The organism is Streptomyces sp. NRRL S-37 (assembly GCF_000721605.1).
Lineage (GTDB): Bacteria > Actinomycetota > Actinomycetes > Streptomycetales > Streptomycetaceae > Streptomyces.
On the sequence record NZ_JOIZ01000015.1, the window covers coordinates 1 to 16402 of the forward strand.

12 protein-coding genes and 4 pseudogenes are annotated in these 16402 nt (G+C 70.9%); 7 read left to right on the forward strand and 9 right to left on the reverse strand.

Features of this window, described 5'->3' with window-relative positions; translation table 11 throughout:
* Nucleotides 1-125: 125 nt before the first annotated feature.
* Nucleotides 126-503 (reverse strand): annotated as a pseudogene (locus tag IH50_RS0121405) (IS5/IS1182 family transposase); the annotation flags it as partial.
* A 112-nt stretch (nucleotides 504-615) separates the two neighbouring features.
* The gene (locus tag IH50_RS39980; protein ID WP_234328216.1) at nucleotides 616-2127 is read right to left on the reverse strand and encodes a CHAT domain-containing protein; all 1512 of its coding nucleotides are present in this window, start codon (nucleotides 2125-2127) and stop codon (nucleotides 616-618) included.
* 189 nt (nucleotides 2128-2316) lie between these two features.
* Between IH50_RS39980 and IH50_RS0121415 the strand changes: the two genes are divergently transcribed.
* The gene (locus tag IH50_RS0121415) at nucleotides 2317-3012 is read left to right on the forward strand and encodes an IMP cyclohydrolase (protein ID WP_030864606.1); all 696 of its coding nucleotides are present in this window, start codon (nucleotides 2317-2319) and stop codon (nucleotides 3010-3012) included.
* A gap of 101 nt (nucleotides 3013-3113) precedes the next feature.
* On the opposite strand, the gene IH50_RS41710 is transcribed toward IH50_RS0121415, so the two are convergent.
* The 3 genes from IH50_RS41710 to IH50_RS0121430 form a co-directional block, all read right to left on the reverse strand.
* Nucleotides 3114-3425: a hypothetical protein gene (locus IH50_RS41710; protein ID WP_158801279.1), complete on the reverse strand. Its 312-nt coding sequence runs from the start codon at nucleotides 3423-3425 to the stop codon at nucleotides 3114-3116.
* A 463-nt stretch (nucleotides 3426-3888) separates the two neighbouring features.
* Nucleotides 3889-5184 (reverse strand): PP2C family protein-serine/threonine phosphatase, encoded by a 1296-nt coding sequence (locus tag IH50_RS0121425; protein ID WP_030864611.1) that lies wholly within the window; start codon nucleotides 5182-5184, stop codon nucleotides 3889-3891.
* On the reverse strand, nucleotides 5184-5987 hold the full coding sequence (locus IH50_RS0121430) for an alpha/beta fold hydrolase (protein ID WP_030864612.1): 804 nt from the start codon (nucleotides 5985-5987) through the stop codon (nucleotides 5184-5186). Before IH50_RS0121430 ends, IH50_RS0121425 begins: the two co-directional genes overlap by 1 nt.
* Before the next feature lie 387 nt (nucleotides 5988-6374).
* Here IH50_RS0121430 and IH50_RS43580 point away from each other — a divergent pair.
* From IH50_RS43580 to IH50_RS0121450, 5 genes and pseudogenes are all read left to right on the forward strand, one after another.
* Nucleotides 6375-6458: pseudogene (locus IH50_RS43580) on the forward strand (AAA family ATPase); the annotation flags it as partial.
* A gap of 382 nt (nucleotides 6459-6840) precedes the next feature.
* Nucleotides 6841-7412: pseudogene (locus IH50_RS37900) on the forward strand (winged helix-turn-helix domain-containing protein); the annotation flags it as partial.
* A gap of 228 nt (nucleotides 7413-7640) precedes the next feature.
* Entirely contained in the window at nucleotides 7641-8261 is a 621-nt protein-coding gene (locus IH50_RS0121440) for an SRPBCC family protein (protein ID WP_030864616.1), read from the forward strand.
* Nucleotides 8262-8297: 36 nt separating this feature from the next.
* On the forward strand, nucleotides 8298-10610 hold the full coding sequence (locus IH50_RS0121445) for an FdhF/YdeP family oxidoreductase (RefSeq protein WP_030864618.1): 2313 nt from the start codon (nucleotides 8298-8300) through the stop codon (nucleotides 10608-10610).
* Between the two features lie 289 nt (nucleotides 10611-10899).
* Nucleotides 10900-11553: a YceI family protein gene (locus IH50_RS0121450; protein ID WP_030864620.1), complete on the forward strand. Its 654-nt coding sequence runs from the start codon at nucleotides 10900-10902 to the stop codon at nucleotides 11551-11553.
* Between the two features lie 86 nt (nucleotides 11554-11639).
* On the opposite strand, the gene IH50_RS0121455 is transcribed toward IH50_RS0121450, so the two are convergent.
* Nucleotides 11640-12173 (reverse strand): 2'-5' RNA ligase family protein, encoded by a 534-nt coding sequence (locus IH50_RS0121455; RefSeq protein ID WP_030864622.1) that lies wholly within the window; start codon nucleotides 12171-12173, stop codon nucleotides 11640-11642.
* A 149-nt stretch (nucleotides 12174-12322) separates the two neighbouring features.
* On the opposite strand from IH50_RS0121455, the pseudogene IH50_RS42715 reads away from it, so the two are divergent.
* Nucleotides 12323-12529, forward strand: a pseudogene (locus IH50_RS42715) (SMP-30/gluconolactonase/LRE family protein); the annotation flags it as partial.
* A 54-nt stretch (nucleotides 12530-12583) separates the two neighbouring features.
* Here IH50_RS42715 and IH50_RS0121460 read toward each other — a convergent pair.
* Genes IH50_RS0121460 through IH50_RS0121470 form a run of 3 tightly spaced genes read right to left on the reverse strand, consistent with a single transcriptional unit; the run spans nucleotide 12584 to nucleotide 16078 of the window.
* A complete protein-coding gene (locus tag IH50_RS0121460) occupies nucleotides 12584-13333 on the reverse strand; it encodes a hypothetical protein (protein ID WP_158801281.1) in 750 nt (249 codons plus the stop codon).
* Nucleotides 13320-14882: a vWA domain-containing protein gene (locus IH50_RS0121465; RefSeq protein WP_078914058.1), complete on the reverse strand. Its 1563-nt coding sequence runs from the start codon at nucleotides 14880-14882 to the stop codon at nucleotides 13320-13322. Before IH50_RS0121465 ends, IH50_RS0121460 begins: the two co-directional genes overlap by 14 nt.
* Nucleotides 14879-16078: a hypothetical protein gene (locus tag IH50_RS0121470; RefSeq protein ID WP_199822117.1), complete on the reverse strand. Its 1200-nt coding sequence runs from the start codon at nucleotides 16076-16078 to the stop codon at nucleotides 14879-14881. Before IH50_RS0121470 ends, IH50_RS0121465 begins: the two co-directional genes overlap by 4 nt.
* Nucleotides 16079-16402 lie beyond the last annotated feature (324 nt).

The window sequence follows — 16402 nt, forward strand, 5'->3', positions numbered from 1 at the left end:
TCACGAACCTCCCGCACCTGACGGGACATCAGCCGAGTACACTCGCGAACACACCACTGACCAGCAGGAATAGCGAATTGCAACTAGAGTACTACTGAGCCTTTTCCATCTTGATCAGGCGGCGAGTGGTGCTTCTTCTTCCCGGAGTAGTACGGCCGGTCTGCGGCGATGCGGTCGATCGGCAGCAGGGTGCCGTCGAGGATCACGTACGCCTTCTTCCGGACAGTCGTCATGGCCTGTTCCAGCGTGGGCGCGAGGGCGGCCAGGAGGTCGACGGCTTCGCGTATGTAGCGGTAGGCCGTGGCGATCCCGATGCGGAAGCCTGCGGCGAGGCGGGCGTAGGTGTCGCCGCAGCGCAGGTGTGCCAGGACGAGCAGGGCCTGCCGGCCGCAGGTCAGGCGACGCCACCGGGAGCCGATCCGGCGGCGGTGACCTGCGAGGAGACCGGAGAGGTATTGCAGGGTGCGGCTGGACAGATCGATGCCGGACGGGTAGACAAGCACGCGAAAGCTCCTGGCGGACTGGTGATCTTGGTCGTGAACCCGTCTACCAGGAGCTTTCTTCATGCCCGCCGCCGGGGCTGCCGGCCCAACCACCCGTCAGGTTGGAAACGGTTCACTGGTGCACGGCCGTGGTGACGTCGCCGCCGGCGGCGTCCACGCGCCGGGCGAAATCGGCGGCGTCGAAGCCGCCGGTCCGGGCGGAGCCGTAGGAGCGTTCCTCGGTGTGGTCGGTGCGCTGGATGACATCGCGGCGGATGCCGGATGAGTCGGTTCTGCTGCCGGAGGGGTGCAGGTAACTGGTCTTGGCGAGGCGGACGGTGAAGGCCAGGCGCAGACCGCGGCGGGCGGCCTCGGCGATGAGAGGGCGCAGGCGGGCGGAGCCGGAGGCGATGGCCTGGGCGCCGACACGGCCGGTGCCGGAGCCGGTGGGGGTGATGAGGAGGGCTTTGGTGCGCACGCGGGCGCGGGCGCCGGAGGCGGTGGTTCGGCGGTGGGTGTGCCGGGCGGCGATCCGGGCGGCCAGGCTCGACTTGCCCAACCGGCCCTGCCCGTGGAGCAGGACCCCGGCCTTCCGCCCGCCGCGCAGGGCCCGCAGCGTGTGCTGCGTCTCCGGGCGGCGGCCGACGAACATCTCCGTGGCCGCGACCGGCAGTTGGTGCTTGCGGTCCAGGAACGTCTTGGTCACGTGGTGCGGAGGCACCATCTGGCGTTTGCGGTTGCCCGCGACGAGCGGGCCGCCCCCAGTCGGCCCCAGCCACAGCCGCGCCAGGTGCCAGTCGGCGCGCTGGTGCTCGTCGGAACAGGCCAGCAGGTGGCGACGGGCGCGGGCGACGGCCTCGGCCAACTCGACGCGGCGGCTGAGCTGCTGGTACAGGTGCTCGGCGAAACGAGTGGCGGCCCGGTCGCTGACCGAGCCGTCCCAGCCGATGACCGAGGGGATCCCGGCGGTCACCAGTCCGGTGGCCATCGAGTGCGCCACCGACACGCCGGGCTCGGCCGGCGGACCGCCGCGGCGGTCGGCGCCGACGGGAACATGCCCGGCCACGTCGGCACCGGTCGCGGTCAGGCAGGCCGACACGAACGCCAGCCGTGGCCGAGGAGTCAACAGGCTCACCAGCGCGTCCGCGCTCGTCGGGCACCCGTTCCCGAGATCGTCCTCCATCAGCAGGACGGGAGTGGCGGGCCCGTCAGGCTCCGTACGCCAGTTGTGCAGCCCGTGACACGACAGATGGACCACCGGCATCCCGCCTAGCTCGGACAGGCGAAGGCCGAGATGCTCGGGATTGCCGGAGTCCTCGACGCCGAGATCGAGGTTCGTCTTCCCGACAGCACTGAGGATGGCCATCTCCTCGGCTTCGAAGTCCAGTTCGTGCCGGCCCCGGGGCGCCGAGGCCATGAACGCCACCCCGAGCCGGTGCCCGTCCAGGGCCTGCGCCGGGCTCGGGTGACCGAGCCGACGCGCCACGGCGAACAGCTTCGGCGCCTCGGCGAGGAACCCGCCCTCGGGGGCGGCCAGCAGCTCGTACGGGGCCCGCAGCAGCGCCCACGCCGCCGCGGACGGTCTCGCCGGCGCCCGGATCTCGAACACCAGCGGTGCCGGCGCTTCGTCGAGCAGGCGCGTCAACCGGCCGAGGCCGCCGTCGAGCCGCCGATCGGTGAGAGCAGGTTCGGGATCCGGCTCCGCGATGATCCCCGCGCGAGAGGCGGGGACCGGGGCACCATGCGACGGGCGGGCCGGATGCCCCTGTGATCCGCTTGGATGTCAACGCCGACTTCGCGACGCGAAGCCATCACGCAAAGGAGCCCGACCGCAGTGGACTTGCTGAAAAACGCACTGGCCGGTAACGACTACCCCGGCCGTGGTGTGCTGTGGTGCACAACCGGCGACGGCACCACGCTCGGCGCCTACTTCCTCACCGGGCGCAGCCCTGCCTCCCAGGCCCGCACCCTGCACCGCACCTCCGCGGGCGAACTGATCGTCGCTCCCTCCGACGCGCGCGAACACGACCGCCTCCGGCACTATGTCGCCGCCCGTCAGGGTCCGAACTGGCTGGTCTTCGGCAACGGAGAGCAGGTCTCCACCGTGGCCGACCGGCTTGCCTCCGGACAGGCTCCGCTCCTGGCCCTGGACGGACTGGACTACGAACCCGACCCGCCGATCTTCACCCCCCGCCTGACCGTGATCGCGGACAACGAAGGCGGCCGGGCCTGGTTCGGAGCCGCCCGGCACAGCGCCGGGGACCGCACCGCCACCAACCGGCTCACTCTGCGCATCAGCGACCTGCCTCCCGGCGAGGGAGTACTCATGACGACCTACCACTCGAACGGACAGGAGGTCGCCACCGGCGCCCCGTTCACGGAGATCCGCACCACTGCCGAGACCCGCAGCGGCCTCCTCGACGAACTGTGGTCGGCACTGCCGCCTCATCTCCGCATCGCCGCGGCTGTCTTCGCCCCCGGGGACCTGGCGGGTTCCAGCATCCGGCACACCTCTCGCACACGCGTCTGACGTTCCTCATGGGCCGTTCGGGGCGCGCTGCCACACGCTGACGCTGTCCGAGGCGATTGTTCGGGGAGTCCGCGCGCCGTACCGGGTGGTGTGCCTGGACATCACCCGGTACCCAGCTCCGGGCGGCGCCGCTGCCGGGTGTGGAGAGCCGCCCGGACGAGATGCGCGGGGCCGGTTCGCCGCGCCGCAGACGGCGCGCTGGTGAGGACCCGGGCGGAGGAGGGCTTTCGCAGGACGCTCGTCCTCCACCACCAGATGAAGCAGATGAAGGAGGCCGCCTGCTGCTCGGTGGGGCCGCCCCGCACGGTGATCGTCGGCTCCTGCCCGGACATCCGCGGGGTTGTCCCGCAGGCGCCCGGAACGTGCCGGATCACGTGGGTGATCAGTTCGCCGGCGGCCGGCTCGGCGGCCATCGCCGGAGCCGGCGGCACCGCGGTGTGACCGGTTCGGGGGCGTGAGCGGAAAAGGAGCGTGTAGGAACCGGCCGGCATTCGCGGTCTGCGCCGCGCTCCCGTCCCAGGCCGCGGCGTAGCGCAGCGGGGTTTCCCCGTTCGGGCCATCTGCCGATTGCTTGCTCAGCGGGATGACCGCAGGGGTTTTCTCAGTACGCTCGCCGTTCAGTGGGGGTTGTGCGTTTCCGTCGCGTACCCGGAGGCCGGGAGCACACAGCGCGGAACGGCGGGGGGGCCCGTGATGGGTTTTCTGGGGGCCCGCCCCCCCCCCCGGGGCGGGGGGGGGGGACGAGGCGCTGGCCGGGCTGGAGGGTGAGCGCGGTGATCAGTGCGCGGAGTTCGCCGGCGGTGGTGTAGTCGAGGTCGCCGCTGATCTCCACAACGGGGCCGGTGGGAGCGTGGCGGGTGGTGGTCTTCAGCGGGTTCATGCGGTGGCTTCGGTCCGAGGGGTGAGGGCAGGGACGCCGAGGGCGAGAAGGGCGGTGTCGTCGTCGAGGCCGTCGCCGAAGCCGTCCAGCAGGCCGGTGAGTGCCTGGATCACATCCCGGGCGGGGCGGCCGGCGTGGCCGGCGGCGAATTCGAGCAGAGCTTCTTCTCCGTAGAGGGCGGTGCGGCCGTCGCCGGTGCGGGCCTCGGTCAGGCCGTCGGTGTACAGCACCAGGGTGTCCCCGGGTTCCAGCACGGTCGTGGCGGCGGAGAAGGCGGCGGCGGGCAGGACGCCGACGAGGAAACCACCGGGAGTGGGGAGGAATTCGGCCTTCCCGTTCCCGCGCAGGACGAGGGCCGGGGGGTGTCCGCCGGAGGCGAGACGGACGGTGACCCGCCCTGTGGCGGGGTCGGGGTCGAGGGTGCCGAAAATCGTGGTGCAGTAGCGCGGGTCGTCGCCGGTGTAGCGCTCATGGAGCACCTGGTTGAGGGTCGTCAGGGCGGAGACGGGGTCGGGGTCGTGCACGGCGGCGGCGCGCAGGGTGTAGCGGGTCAGTGAAGTGACCGCGGCGGCCTGGGGGCCCTTGCCGCACACGTCACCGAGGAAGAAGGCGAAGCGATCGGCATCGACGGGGAAGAGATCGTAGAAGTCGCCGCCGAGCCGGTCCGGGGAGGCGGTGCGGTAGTGGGCGGCCGCCTCCATCCCCGGTACCGAGGGCAGGGTGGCGGGCAGCAGCGACTGCTGCAGCACGGCCAGGGCGTCCTGCAACCGGGCACGGTCCGCCTCTGCCTCCTTACGTGCCTGTTCAGCTGCTTTACGGGCCCGCAGGAGTTCCTGCTCGTAGGCGCGGCGTTCACGGGCGTCGAAGACAGTGGTGCGGATCAGCTGGGGTTCTTTGCCGCTGCCGTGTTTGACGACGGAGGAGACCAGGACCGGTATGCGGCCGCCGTCGGCTGCCTTGATCTCCAAGGCGACACCGCTGATCTCGCCCTGCATCCGCAGCAAAGGCGCGAAGTGCGTCTCGTGGTACAGCTTGCCGCCCACGGTCAGCAGGTCGGTGAACCGCATCCGGCCCACCACCGCCTCGCCCTCCAGGCCGAGCCAGTCCAGCAACGTGGTGTTGATCTTGGCGATGGTGCCGTCCATCAGCGTGGACAGATACCCGCAGGGCGCGTTCTCGTAAAGTTCCTCGACGCTGTCCTCCAGCAGCGCGGCGAATGCCGCGTGCGGTGTCTTGTCGTTCTTGTCGTTGTCTGCGTCATGCGGGCCGGATTCCTGCCCGGTGCGGCACATCACCGCAGACGCGCCAGGAAATCGGTGATCGCTTCGTTGGTGGCCTCGGGTGCGGAAAGGTGCGGGCAGTGCCCTGTCGCGTCGAGCGTGACCAGCTCCGAGCCGGGGATCGCCCGGTGGACGAAGGCGCCGACCTCCCGGGGGGCGATGACGTCCTGGGTGCACTCCAGGATCAGCGTCGGCACCGTCACCGCCTTCAGGTCGTCCCGCGAGTCCGACAGGAACGTGGTCCGGGCGAAGACGCGCGCCATGTCCGGGTCGGTGGCGCAAAAGCTGTTCTTCAGTTCCTCACCGAGTTCGGGCCGATCCGCGTTTCCCATGATCACCGGTGCCATCGCCGCCGACCAGCCCAGATAGTTCGACTCCAAGGAGACCAGGAGTTCGTCGATGTCCTCGGCGCTGAATCCGCCCCGGTAGCCGCCGTCGTCGATGTACCGCGGGGACGGAGCGACCATCACCAGCGCCCCGAGACGTTCCGGCGCCATCCCGGCCGCCAGCACACCGATCATCGCGCTGACGGAGTGCCCCACGAACACCGCCTCGCGCAGATCGAGCGCCTCACAGACCTCGGCCGCGTCCCGGGCGTAACCGTCCAGCGAGGCATAGCGGTCCTCCGAGAACGCGGACAGGTCCGAACGGCCCGATCCGACGTAGTCGAACAGCACCACCCGGTAGTCCTCTACCAGAGCGGGCACGGTCAGCCGCCACATGTTCTGGTCACAGCCGAACCCATGCGCCAGCACCACCGTCCGCCCCCGGGGGTTACCGGTGACCGTGACATTGTTCCTGCGTTCGATGTCCATCCCCCCACTGTCTCAGGCTTTGCGCGCTCCACAGACAGGACCGCGGACCGCCCCATGCCCCGGCCGGTGGATTCCGTCTGCGCCGCGCACCGCCGCTACGCCATGAAACGGGGCAGTCACCAGACATCTCCGGTCCCGATCGCACACGAGACACGGTGCGCCCCAGCACCGACAAGCGGCTCGATGGGCACATCCGCAACACCGCTCCGGACAGACACACAGGTGCGGACCGGACTCGGGCCGCCGACCGGACTCGGGCCGCCCCCTGCATGCCCTGCCGGTACAAGGAGTCCGGGCAGCGGGCCGATCGCCCCGCCATCCAGGGAGAGATGCCGTGACGCTCGAACGACACCGCGGGCTGACCGGACAGGCCGCCACCGCCACCCCGACCGGATGTCCTATCGCGGCTTCCTTGCCGAACTGCTGATGGCCGAGCGCGACGACCGGGCCCGCCGTCGCTCCGAACGGCGCAGGAGGCCGCAGTCGGCATAGGCCGGGAGCAGGGCGACGGCGAGCGGCGCCCCCACCGCTCCGCCTGCGTCGGCGACGACGTGACCGATCGGTACGTACACCCTGGCGCCCAGTACCTCCCCCAGGCCGAAGAAGTGCAGAAAAACGGACCGGTCAGGGCTTTCTTGAGGGCCGGGCCGCCCGGGACGGTCACCAGCCGGCACAGCCGGGCCGGCTGCCGGTCCGTCGTCAAGGAGTCGGCCCCGTCCTGCGCGGTCCCGTCGTCTGTGGTGGCTCGCCCCGGCGTTCCGCACTCTGCTGCAGCGGCTTCCTCCTTCTCGATGTGATCGTGCACTTCCTCGGGCTTGTCACCGATCCGGTCCATGGCATGCCTCCGGTCGCCGGGGCCACGGCCCTGCGGCTCACCGCCGTGCGTCCGCCCGATGCGGTGCTGTTCGGCCTCGGTCTGCCCGACATGGGCGGCGTCGACGTCATCAAGGGCCTGCAGGGCTGGACCCGGGCGCCGGTTCCGGTCCTGTCCGCCCGGCGGTCTTCAGGCGAGGAGGTCCCGGCACTGGATGCGTGCGCCGACGGCCACATCACCGAGCCGTTCAGCATGGACGAGCCGCGGGCCGCCGTGCGCCGCACCGAGGACCTTCCGTCCGTTCCGGAGACGACTCCGGTCGAGACGGACGACTTCACCGTCGACCTGCTCGCCAAGAAGGTCATCCGGGGCGGGCGGGACGTGCGGCTTACTCCGGCCGAGTGGAATCTGCTGAAAATTCTGGTGACCCGTCCGGGCCGGCTCGTCCCCCAGAAGCATCTCCTCCAGGAGGTCCGGGGTCTTTCCCGAAACGGCAGGACCGACTGCCTGCGCGTCTGCACGGCCCAGTTGCGACGCAAACGGGAGAAGGGTCCCTTCCACCCCGCTGTCTGATCACCGAGCCCGGCATGGGCTACCGCTTCGGAGCCTGACCGAGGGACGACATGGCACGCGGCACGCTCCGGTCCTTCCTCGCCGGCCGTGTCCTGCGCGGTGGGACGAGTCTCGACGCCCTTCCCGTGGCCGGCCCTCGCGGGACACGGACGCCCCGGGGTGACTCGAAGTGCGCGATGGGGGAACTGGAAGAGAAACCCTGACGCACGAGGGGAGGCCGGACGCCCGCACGCCCGCCCGGCTCCCTCCCCGGAGGAGAGACCACGATGGCGCACGAAGACGACCTTCAGCAGGCCGTGCCGGACACGCCGGGGACGCGCACCGACGGCGACCGCGTCACGCACCGCCGGCCGCTGCGGGAGCGGCACGTCGAGGAGACGGTCGAGATCGCGGTGCCGGTGCGGACGGCGTACAACCAGTGGACACAGTTCAAGACCTTCCCGCGCTTCTCGACCGTGGTGCGCAGCGTCGAGCAGATCAGGCCCGCCGTGACCGCCTGGACCATCGGCTACGGGCCCCTGCGCCACCGCTTCGCGGTCGAGATCCTGGAGCAGGACCCCGACACCTACCTGGCCTGGCGCGGTCTTGGACAGAACCCCTCCCACCAGGGCGAGATCGAGTTCGGGCCGACGGAGTCCGGCGGCACCGCGATCACCGTCCGGATGCTCCTGGAACCACGGGGAGCCGCGAGGATCCTCACCCGCTCGTCCGGGGCCGTCCGGCTGACCGCCCGGCTGGTGCGCGGGGAACTCGTGAACTTCAAGCGGTTCATCGAGGGGCTGGGGCAGGAGGGCGGGGCCTGGCGCGGCACCATCCGCAACGGCCGCGTGCAACACGATCACCCGGAACCGCCCAGGAGCCGCGTGGCCCAGTGGCCCGTCGGCTGACCGGCGTACCGGACACGGCGAGAGAAAGGCGAACCGATGCAGAACCCGGCCGGCGAGGAGCCGGAGACCCCCCTCTCCGTGACACCGCCGAAGAAGTGGGCGGCCGGAGTCCCCGCGGTCGTGCACGCGCTGGAGTACTCCCTGGAGCAGACCTCCCCGCGCAGGACCGGGGTGGACCTGCTGGCCATGAACCAGGTGGGCGGGATCGACTGCCCCGGCTGCGCGTGGGCGGACCCGGCCCCGGGCCGGCGCCATCGCAACGAGTACTGCGAGAACGGCGCCAAGCACATCAACGACGAGGCCACCACGCGCCGGATCACCGCCGCCTTCTTCCGTGAGCACAGCGTCTCCGACCTCGCCGCCCGCTCCGACATGTGGCTCAACCAGCAGGGCCGGCTCACCGAGCCGATGATCAAGCGGCCCGGCTCCGAGCACTACGAGCCCATCGGCTGGAACGACGCCCTGGGCGTCCTCGCGCAGGAACTGAAGGCGCTGGCCTCCCCCGACGAGGCCGTCTTCTACACCTCCGGCCGCGCCAGCAACGAGGCCGCCTTCGTCCTGCAGCTCTTCGCCCGCGCCTTCGGCACCAACAACCTGCCCGACTGCAGCAACATGTGCCACGAGTCCAGCGGCTTCGCCCTGAGCGAGACCCTGGGCACCGGCAAGGGCACCGTCAGCCTCGACGACCTCCACCACGCCGACCTGATCTTCCTGGTCGGGCAGAACCCGGGCAGCAACCACCCGCGCCAGCTCTCCGCACTGGAGGAGGCCAAGCGCAACGGCGGCCGGATCGTGGCGGTCAACCCGCTGCCGGAGGCAGGTCTGCGGCGCTTCAAGAACCCGCAGAAGCCGAGCGGGATCCTCGGGCGCGGCACCCAGATCGCCGACCGCTTCCTGCACATCAAGCCCGGCGGCGACCTCGCCCTGTTCCAGGCCCTCAACCGCCTGCTGCTGGAGGCCGAGGACGCCCGGCCCGGCACCGTCCTGGACCACGCCTTCATCGAGACCCACACCAGCGGCTTCGAGGAGTTCGCCCGGCACGCCCGTACCGTCGACTGGGACGACGTGCACGCGGCGACCGGACTGACCCGCGAGGAGATCGAGAAGGTCCGCGACGAGGTCCTGCGGAGCGAACGCGTCATCGTCTGCTGGGCGATGGGCATCACCCAGCACAAGCACGGCGTGCCCACCGTCCGGGAGATCGTCAACTTCCTGATGCTGCGTGGCAACCTGGGACGCGCCGGTGCCGGCGCCTGCCCGGTGCGCGGCCACAGCAACGTCCAGGGTGACCGCACCATGGGCATCTGGGAGCAGATGCCGGACACCTTCCTCGACTCCCTGCAGAAGGAGTTCGGCTTCGACCCGCCGCGCCCGCACGGCCTGGACTCGGTGGACTCGATCAAGGCGATGCTCGAGGGCCGCGTCAAGGTCTTCCTCGCCCTGGCCGGCAACTTCGTCCGCGCCGCTCCCGACAGCGAGGTCACCGAGGAGGCGATGCGCTCGTGCCGGCTGACCGCCCACATCTCCACCAAGCTCAACCGCTCGCACACGGTCTGCGGCGACACCGCGCTGATCCTGCCGACCCTGGGGCGTACCGAGCGTGACGTCCAGGCCGACGGCGAGCAGTTCGTCACCGTCGAGAACTCCATGAGTGAGGTGCACACCTCCCAAGGCCGCCTCGAACCGGCCTCCCCGCTGCTGCTCAGCGAAGTCGCCATCCTGTGCCGGCTCGCCCGCCGCACCCTGGACGGCAAGGCGGACATCCCCTGGGACAAGTTCGAGGGCGACTACGGCACCATCCGTGACCGCATCTCCCGCATCGTGCCGGGTTTCCACGACTTCAACGCACGGGTGACCCGCCCCGGGGGCTTCCAGCTGCCCAACCCGGTCAACGAGGGCGTCTTCAACACCAAGGTCGGCAAAGCCCTGTTCACCTGCAACGAGCGCGTGGTCCCCCGGGCGCCCGAGGGTCACCTGCTGCTGCAGACGCTGCGCTCGCACGACCAGTGGAACACCGTTCCCTACACGGACAACGACCGCTACCGCGGCATCCACGGCAGCCGCCACGTCGTGCTCGTCAACCCGGCCGACCTGACCGAACTCGGCCTCGCCCGGGGCGATCGTGTCGACCTGGTGAGCGTCTGGGCGGACGGCTCCGAGCGCCGGGCCGAGAACTTCGAGGTCGTGCCCTACCCGGCCGCCAAGGGCTCGGCCGCCGCCTACTACCCGGAGACGAACGTCCTGGTGCCGCTGGACAGCGTCGCCGACATCAGCAACCAGCCCACGTCGAAGGGGATCGTCGTCCGCCTCGAACCCACCCTCGACCGGACACAGCCCGCACCCGCCTGACCGGCGGCACGATCCCGACGGGGCCCGCGACGGCAGCGGGCCCCGTCGGGCGTTGCCGGCAGGGGCGACGCGCCCTCGGCGGGCCGGGAGGAACCACGGGACGGGGCCCGCGGGCGGGCGGGGCCGCGGAGGACCGGTCCTGCCGGTCGGCCGGAGACCACTCATGTCGATCTTGTGCAGCTTTGCGGTCGACGGCATGGAACCCGGACGAGGCCGCTCATCTCGCCACGCGGCACCTGTCGACTTCGTGATAGCACGGAGTAATCAGACAGAGAGGGCCTACGACGTCATGGGGATCTTCAGCCGCCGCCAGACAGCCGTCATCGAGCCGGCGTCGGTGGCCGGCACCAGCACGCCCGCAGCGGATGCCTCGACCACCGGTGTCGCACTGGATCCGACGCTGCGGGCACTGACCGGGCGATGGTCCATCGACCGCCCGCACAGCCGCATCGGATTCTCCGTCCGGCACGCGATGGTGACCACGGTCCGGGGGGCTTTCAGCGACTACGACAGCACACTGTACTTCGACGGAGCGCGACCCTCCGAGTCGCGGGCCGACCTCGTCATCCGGGTCGCCAGCGTCGACACGGGCGTGGAACAGCGGGACGCGCACCTCATCGGCCCCGACTTCTTCGACGTGCGGCGTCATCCGGAGATGGTGTTCCGCAGCACCTCCACCAGTCACGAGGGCGGGGAGAGTTTCCGCATGACGGGAGAGCTGACCATCCGTGGCGTCACCCGGCCCGTCGACCTGCAACTTGACTACCTCGGCTCGGTCCTGGACCCGTTCGGGTACGAGCGGGCCGGCTTCGACGGCACCACCACCATCGACCGCACCGAGTGGGGCCTGGTCTACAACCAGCGCCTCAAGAACGGCGGCGCCATGGTGAGCGAGAAGGTCCGGTTGCAGTTCGACATCTCCGCCATCCGGTCCACGTCATAGCCGCCCCGCCCATCATGTGACGGACAAGCCGGCACTCGTGAGCCCGAGCCGCCGCTTCGGTGCGCTGACCAGCAGGGGTGGGGCCCTCAGGGACAAGGTTCCAGCACCTCCAGGGCGCCCGTTTCCGTGTCGTAGCTGCGCAGGGTGGTGAGCCGGACCGACGGCGGCGGCGCCGGCAGCAGCTCGAAGACCCGCGGGCCGGTGAAGGCGCCGGCCCTCCGGGAGCGACCGAGGGTGATGTGCGGGCTCCAGCGCGCGGGTGCGTGGAGAGGGTTGAGGGTCCCGGGCGGACTGTCCGAGACCACGGCGTCCCACACCCGGCCGTGCAGGGCCGCCAGCACGGGGTCGAGATGCAGCGCCCAAGCCAGCACGGAGGTCGGCCGCTCGAAGCGGACCACGCCGGTGACCCGTACCGGCAGCGGCAGGGCGGCGGCCACCGCGGCAAGCTCCCAGCGGATCGGAGCGGTCAGCTCCGGGCAAGCCGCCAGGGTCAGGTGCGGGCTGTTGGTCGGTGAGCGATGACGCGCCTGACTGGGCAGTCCCGCGTCCGCGAGCCGCTGCCAGGCCTCCCGGACCGCGAGGTCCGCGGCCTCGTCCAACAAAAGCTCGACTGTGCGCATCGGCGCAGCCTACCCGCGCGGCCTTCTGCCGCGCTTGCCGGAACCGCCCGCGACGAAGTCCCTGAGGGGGCCTGGAGTGGTGGCCGTATCCCTTGCTGGGTGAGATGTGCGGATGGGGGCGGGCCGAGGGCCGTGTGGTGGAACCAGGTCTCACCGGCTTCGCGCACGGCGAGATCGTCAGCCTGGCCGCGGACGGCACGGACCGGCGGACCTTCTTCACCGGCGATGTCGACGGTGTTCCGATGAAACCCGACGGTCTCGCCTTCGGCCAGGACGGCGACCTCCGCATCAGCGGCTCACGCGGCATGTCCGAGGGCGAGCCGACCGGACGGGTGGTGCGGTTCACCGGCACGGGGACCGGACCGCCGCGCGGTGCGTCCTCGCCGGACCGAACCCCCGGTGAGCGGCGGTCACCAGAAGATCGCGATCGCCTCCAGCGTCACCTCGCGGGTGTCCTCCCGCCAGCCGGTCATCTTGCCGAGGCAGCGGGCCGTGAACGTGCCGTCCGGGATGGGGCGGCGCGCGTTCCCGGGAGCCACGACGCGCATGTGGACGGGGGGCCGCTCGTCGCCGTACTCGGCCCGCAGGACGAATCCCTCCGTCACGTCCGGCACGCGCGAGAACATGCCTTTGACCGAGACGAATTCACCGATGCGGCTCAGGGTCACCGCACGGCCGTCGGCCAGGTTGTCGGCGAGGTTCCGGTTCGGGACGACGGTCAGGGTGGTCAGGTCGGCGTGGACGATGGCGTCGGCCCGGTCGAAGGCCTCCATGACCACGCCGATCACGTTGATCGGCTTGTCCTTGCGCACGAACTTGCGGAACGTCTCCTGGCTGATGTCCCGCTTCAGCCGGAACCGGAACAGCGACGTCAGCACCCGGCTCCAGAAGCCGACGCTCGTGTCGACCTTCGTCCGCAGTTCGACGGCCTCCTCCAGCGCGGACCGGTAGTTGCCGAGCTCGTACAGGTCCATCACGGCCTGCTCGTCGAGGTACAGGCAGATGCTGTACGCCGACCGCCAGCGTCGCAGGTGTCTGCGCCGCTCCCGGGCATGGCGCACCAGGATCACCGCGAGCACCGCCGTGCCGGCGGCCGTCACCAGCCAGACCGTCATCCACGGCCACCAAAGGCTCCACCACAGTGCGTCAGTGACAGCCACGGATCTCCTTGAAAGCCTCGGAAAGGGACGAGCCGGCGGCTTCCACCATCCGTCCGCCCGTCCTCGCCGCCGCGCGCCGCAGTTCTTCTGCGTCGGCCTCGCCGAAGTGGACGGGGTAGGTGGGGACGGCGGCGCGCACGGCGGCGTCCAGCGTCTTGTGGCGGCGTACGAACTCGGCGTAGGACAGGCCCGCGTTGTTCTCGCCGTCCGTCATCAGGACGAGTGAGACGGAGCGGTCGGGGTCGGCGGCCAGTTCACGGGCGGCGGTGCGGTAGCCGTGGTCGAGGGCGGACCATACGGCGGTGGCGTCGCCGTAGCCGCCCCGGGCGACGGTGTCGGCGAGGGCGGTCAGATCCTTCGGGCCGGTGACGGTGACGGTCGTCTGCTCCAGCACCCGGCCGCCGAACCGGACGACGGTCAGCCGCTCGCCCCGGTAGAAGCGGGTGAACTTGCCGGAGGCGGAGGGGTCCGCGCCGCTGAGTCCGGCGAAGGCCTCGCGCAGGGCGGCCATCCGGGCGCCGCGCATCGAGCCGGAGAAGTCGAGCAGGAAGACCACCTGGCTCGTGGTGCGGCGGTCGGGGTCGCCGTAGTCCGCCAGCAGCGTTTCGACGACGGCCGGCTGGTCGGGGTAGAAGAGCGCGTTGCCGACCGGTTCGCGCAGCCGCGCGTCCCGGGTGACCGTCGTGTTCACGGGGCGGCGCACCGTCTGCCGCATGATCTGCCGCTGCACCGAGTCGCGCCGCAGCCACCTCGTGACCTTGTCGTACGCGGCACGGTGGGCCGGGTTCAGCAGGAGCAGCGGGAAGTCCGCCAGGACCATGCCGTCCTCGGGGCGGATGACCTCCAGGCGGTCGTCGAGGCGGCCGGAGTCGTTGAGGGCGAGCAGATCGGACTCGTACGTGATGAGGGCGTTGGCCTCGTCCTGGTGGTCGACGTAGGTGTCGACGAGGGCGGGGCCGGTGTCGGCGGTGAGGGCCTGGCCGGAGCGGAAGCCGCGCAGCCGGTCGCAGGAGACGTCCTCGGGGCGCAGCGCCGCTCCGGTGCCGGCCGCGGCGGTGGCGACACCGACGAGGGCGGCGAGCCCGCTGCCGGCGTGCCGGGGGTCGGCCATGCCGAAGCGGACGGTTCCGGTGGCGGCGGCGTCCGCGATGTCCGCCCAGGTGAGCCGGGAGCCGGGCACCCGGGCGCGCAGCTCGCGTGCCACGTCCGGCTTCAGGCCGATGACGACGGGGGACGTCATGGTGGCCGTGCGCTGCAGTCCTCGGACCGCGTCTTTGTCGGTGAGACGCAGATAGTGGTCGGAGGACAGCCACGCGAGGTCGTACCGGTCGCGGTCCGGGGCCTTCGTCTCGGCGTCGGCCCGGTGGTACAGGCGCAGGTCGACGCCGGTCTCGTCCTTCAACTCGCCCAGCAGCGGTTCCAGTACGGCGAGGTCGGGGCCGGCGAGGACGCGCAGCCGGACCGTGTCGTCGTCGCCGCCCGAGCAGGCGGTGAGGAAGGCGGCGACGAGCGCCAGGCAGAGCATCAGCGGGCCCACGCCGCGCCTCACGGGGTGCCGTTCCTGTCCGGGCAGTCGCCGACGATCTCGATCATCTTCTCCAGCAGGGGCAGGCTGGGCAGGACCGCGCGGGTGTCGTCGGAGGAGGTGGTGGGCACCGGGATCCGCCGCTCGGTGAGGAACCGGGTGAGGTCGTCGCCGCTCGCACCGCTGCCGGTGCTGCGGGCCCGGAAGCCCAGTTCCATGGCGCGGTGCTGGAGTTCGGAGTCCTCGCTGACCAGTTCGCCGAGCCGCGCGCCGTCGCCGGTCAGCGCGACGAGCTGGGGTTCGGTGACGAAGCGCGTGGACGGGTAGAGCAGGACGCGCTCGTCGTCGGTCTCGCCCTTCCGCGCCTTGTACCGTAACTGGTGGGCGAGGAACTGGTGTTCGTAGATCACCGAGATGGGGGCGATGCCCTGCCCGTCGGGGGACAGATATGTTTCGGCCCGTTCGGAGGACGGCAGGCCCTGTTCGACGAGGAGCGGCTTGATCCTCCGGGCGAGTCGCTCGGCCTCGGCCTCGTTGTCCGGTGCGTCGTTCCCGTGCTCGACGAAGGCCACGAGTCCGAGGTAGGTGCCGGCGGAGTTGGACTCGCAGATGTCCGAGGTCTGGGCGAGGATCTTGTTGCCGTTGTGGACGTGGTTCCTGTCGTCGATCTCGTCCCAGCGGTAGCCGTTCTCCGGGTCGCGCTGGACGCCCTTCCTCTTGCCGAGCGCGAGGTCGAGGAACTTCCTCATGTCGAGGGTGTAGTACATCGGCGGGCTGCCCGAGCCCGGCAGGCGCTCCGCGACGCCTTCCGCCGCGAGCACCTCGGCGTAGTCCCGGTAGGTGGCCAGCACGATGGGGCTGACGAAGGGGCGGTACAGCAGCACCGGACGGTTCGCCCGGGCGCGCTCCCGGCTGATCAGGTCGGCGGCCGGCTGGCCGGAGGGGAAGACGACGTCGTATCCGCTGTAGTCCTGTTTGGCGATCTCACGCGAGCCCATGTTCGTGATGTGCACGCGGAAGCCGTGCTTCATGAGCAGCCGCTCGACTTCGGGGTCCTGGAAGAAGTCCCTCTTGGAGGCCATCTTGGCCTCGATGGTGACCACCGGCCGCATCGGCAGCAGCAGGTTCCCGGAGGTCACGAGCAGGACCAGCCCGATGACCGGGACGGGCAGCGCCGCCGCCAGCGCTCTGCGCAGGTGGCGGCGCGGGGGTCTGGTCACGGTCAACCGCGGCTCTTCGGCAGCGGGTCTGTTCTCGGACACCTGCGTTCTCCCCCTGACGCCTGCGTTCTCCCCGTGTGGCCGGGCCAGGATCGTCGGTGACGGAGGTGTACCCCGAATGACCTCTCGGGGAACGTCGGTTGAAAGCGGGAAGCATGGACGGCCGGTCCGGGCGGGGCGGCAGAGCCCTCGGGAGCCGGCGGACTTCCGCCACGGTGAAGCGGAAGGTTCCGGTGGTGTCGTCCCCGCGGTCCCCTTCCGGGGGTCCGGGCGGTGACCGCGGCCGAGCGGCTCGCGGAGGGCTGCGGACCGTGCCAGGCGATC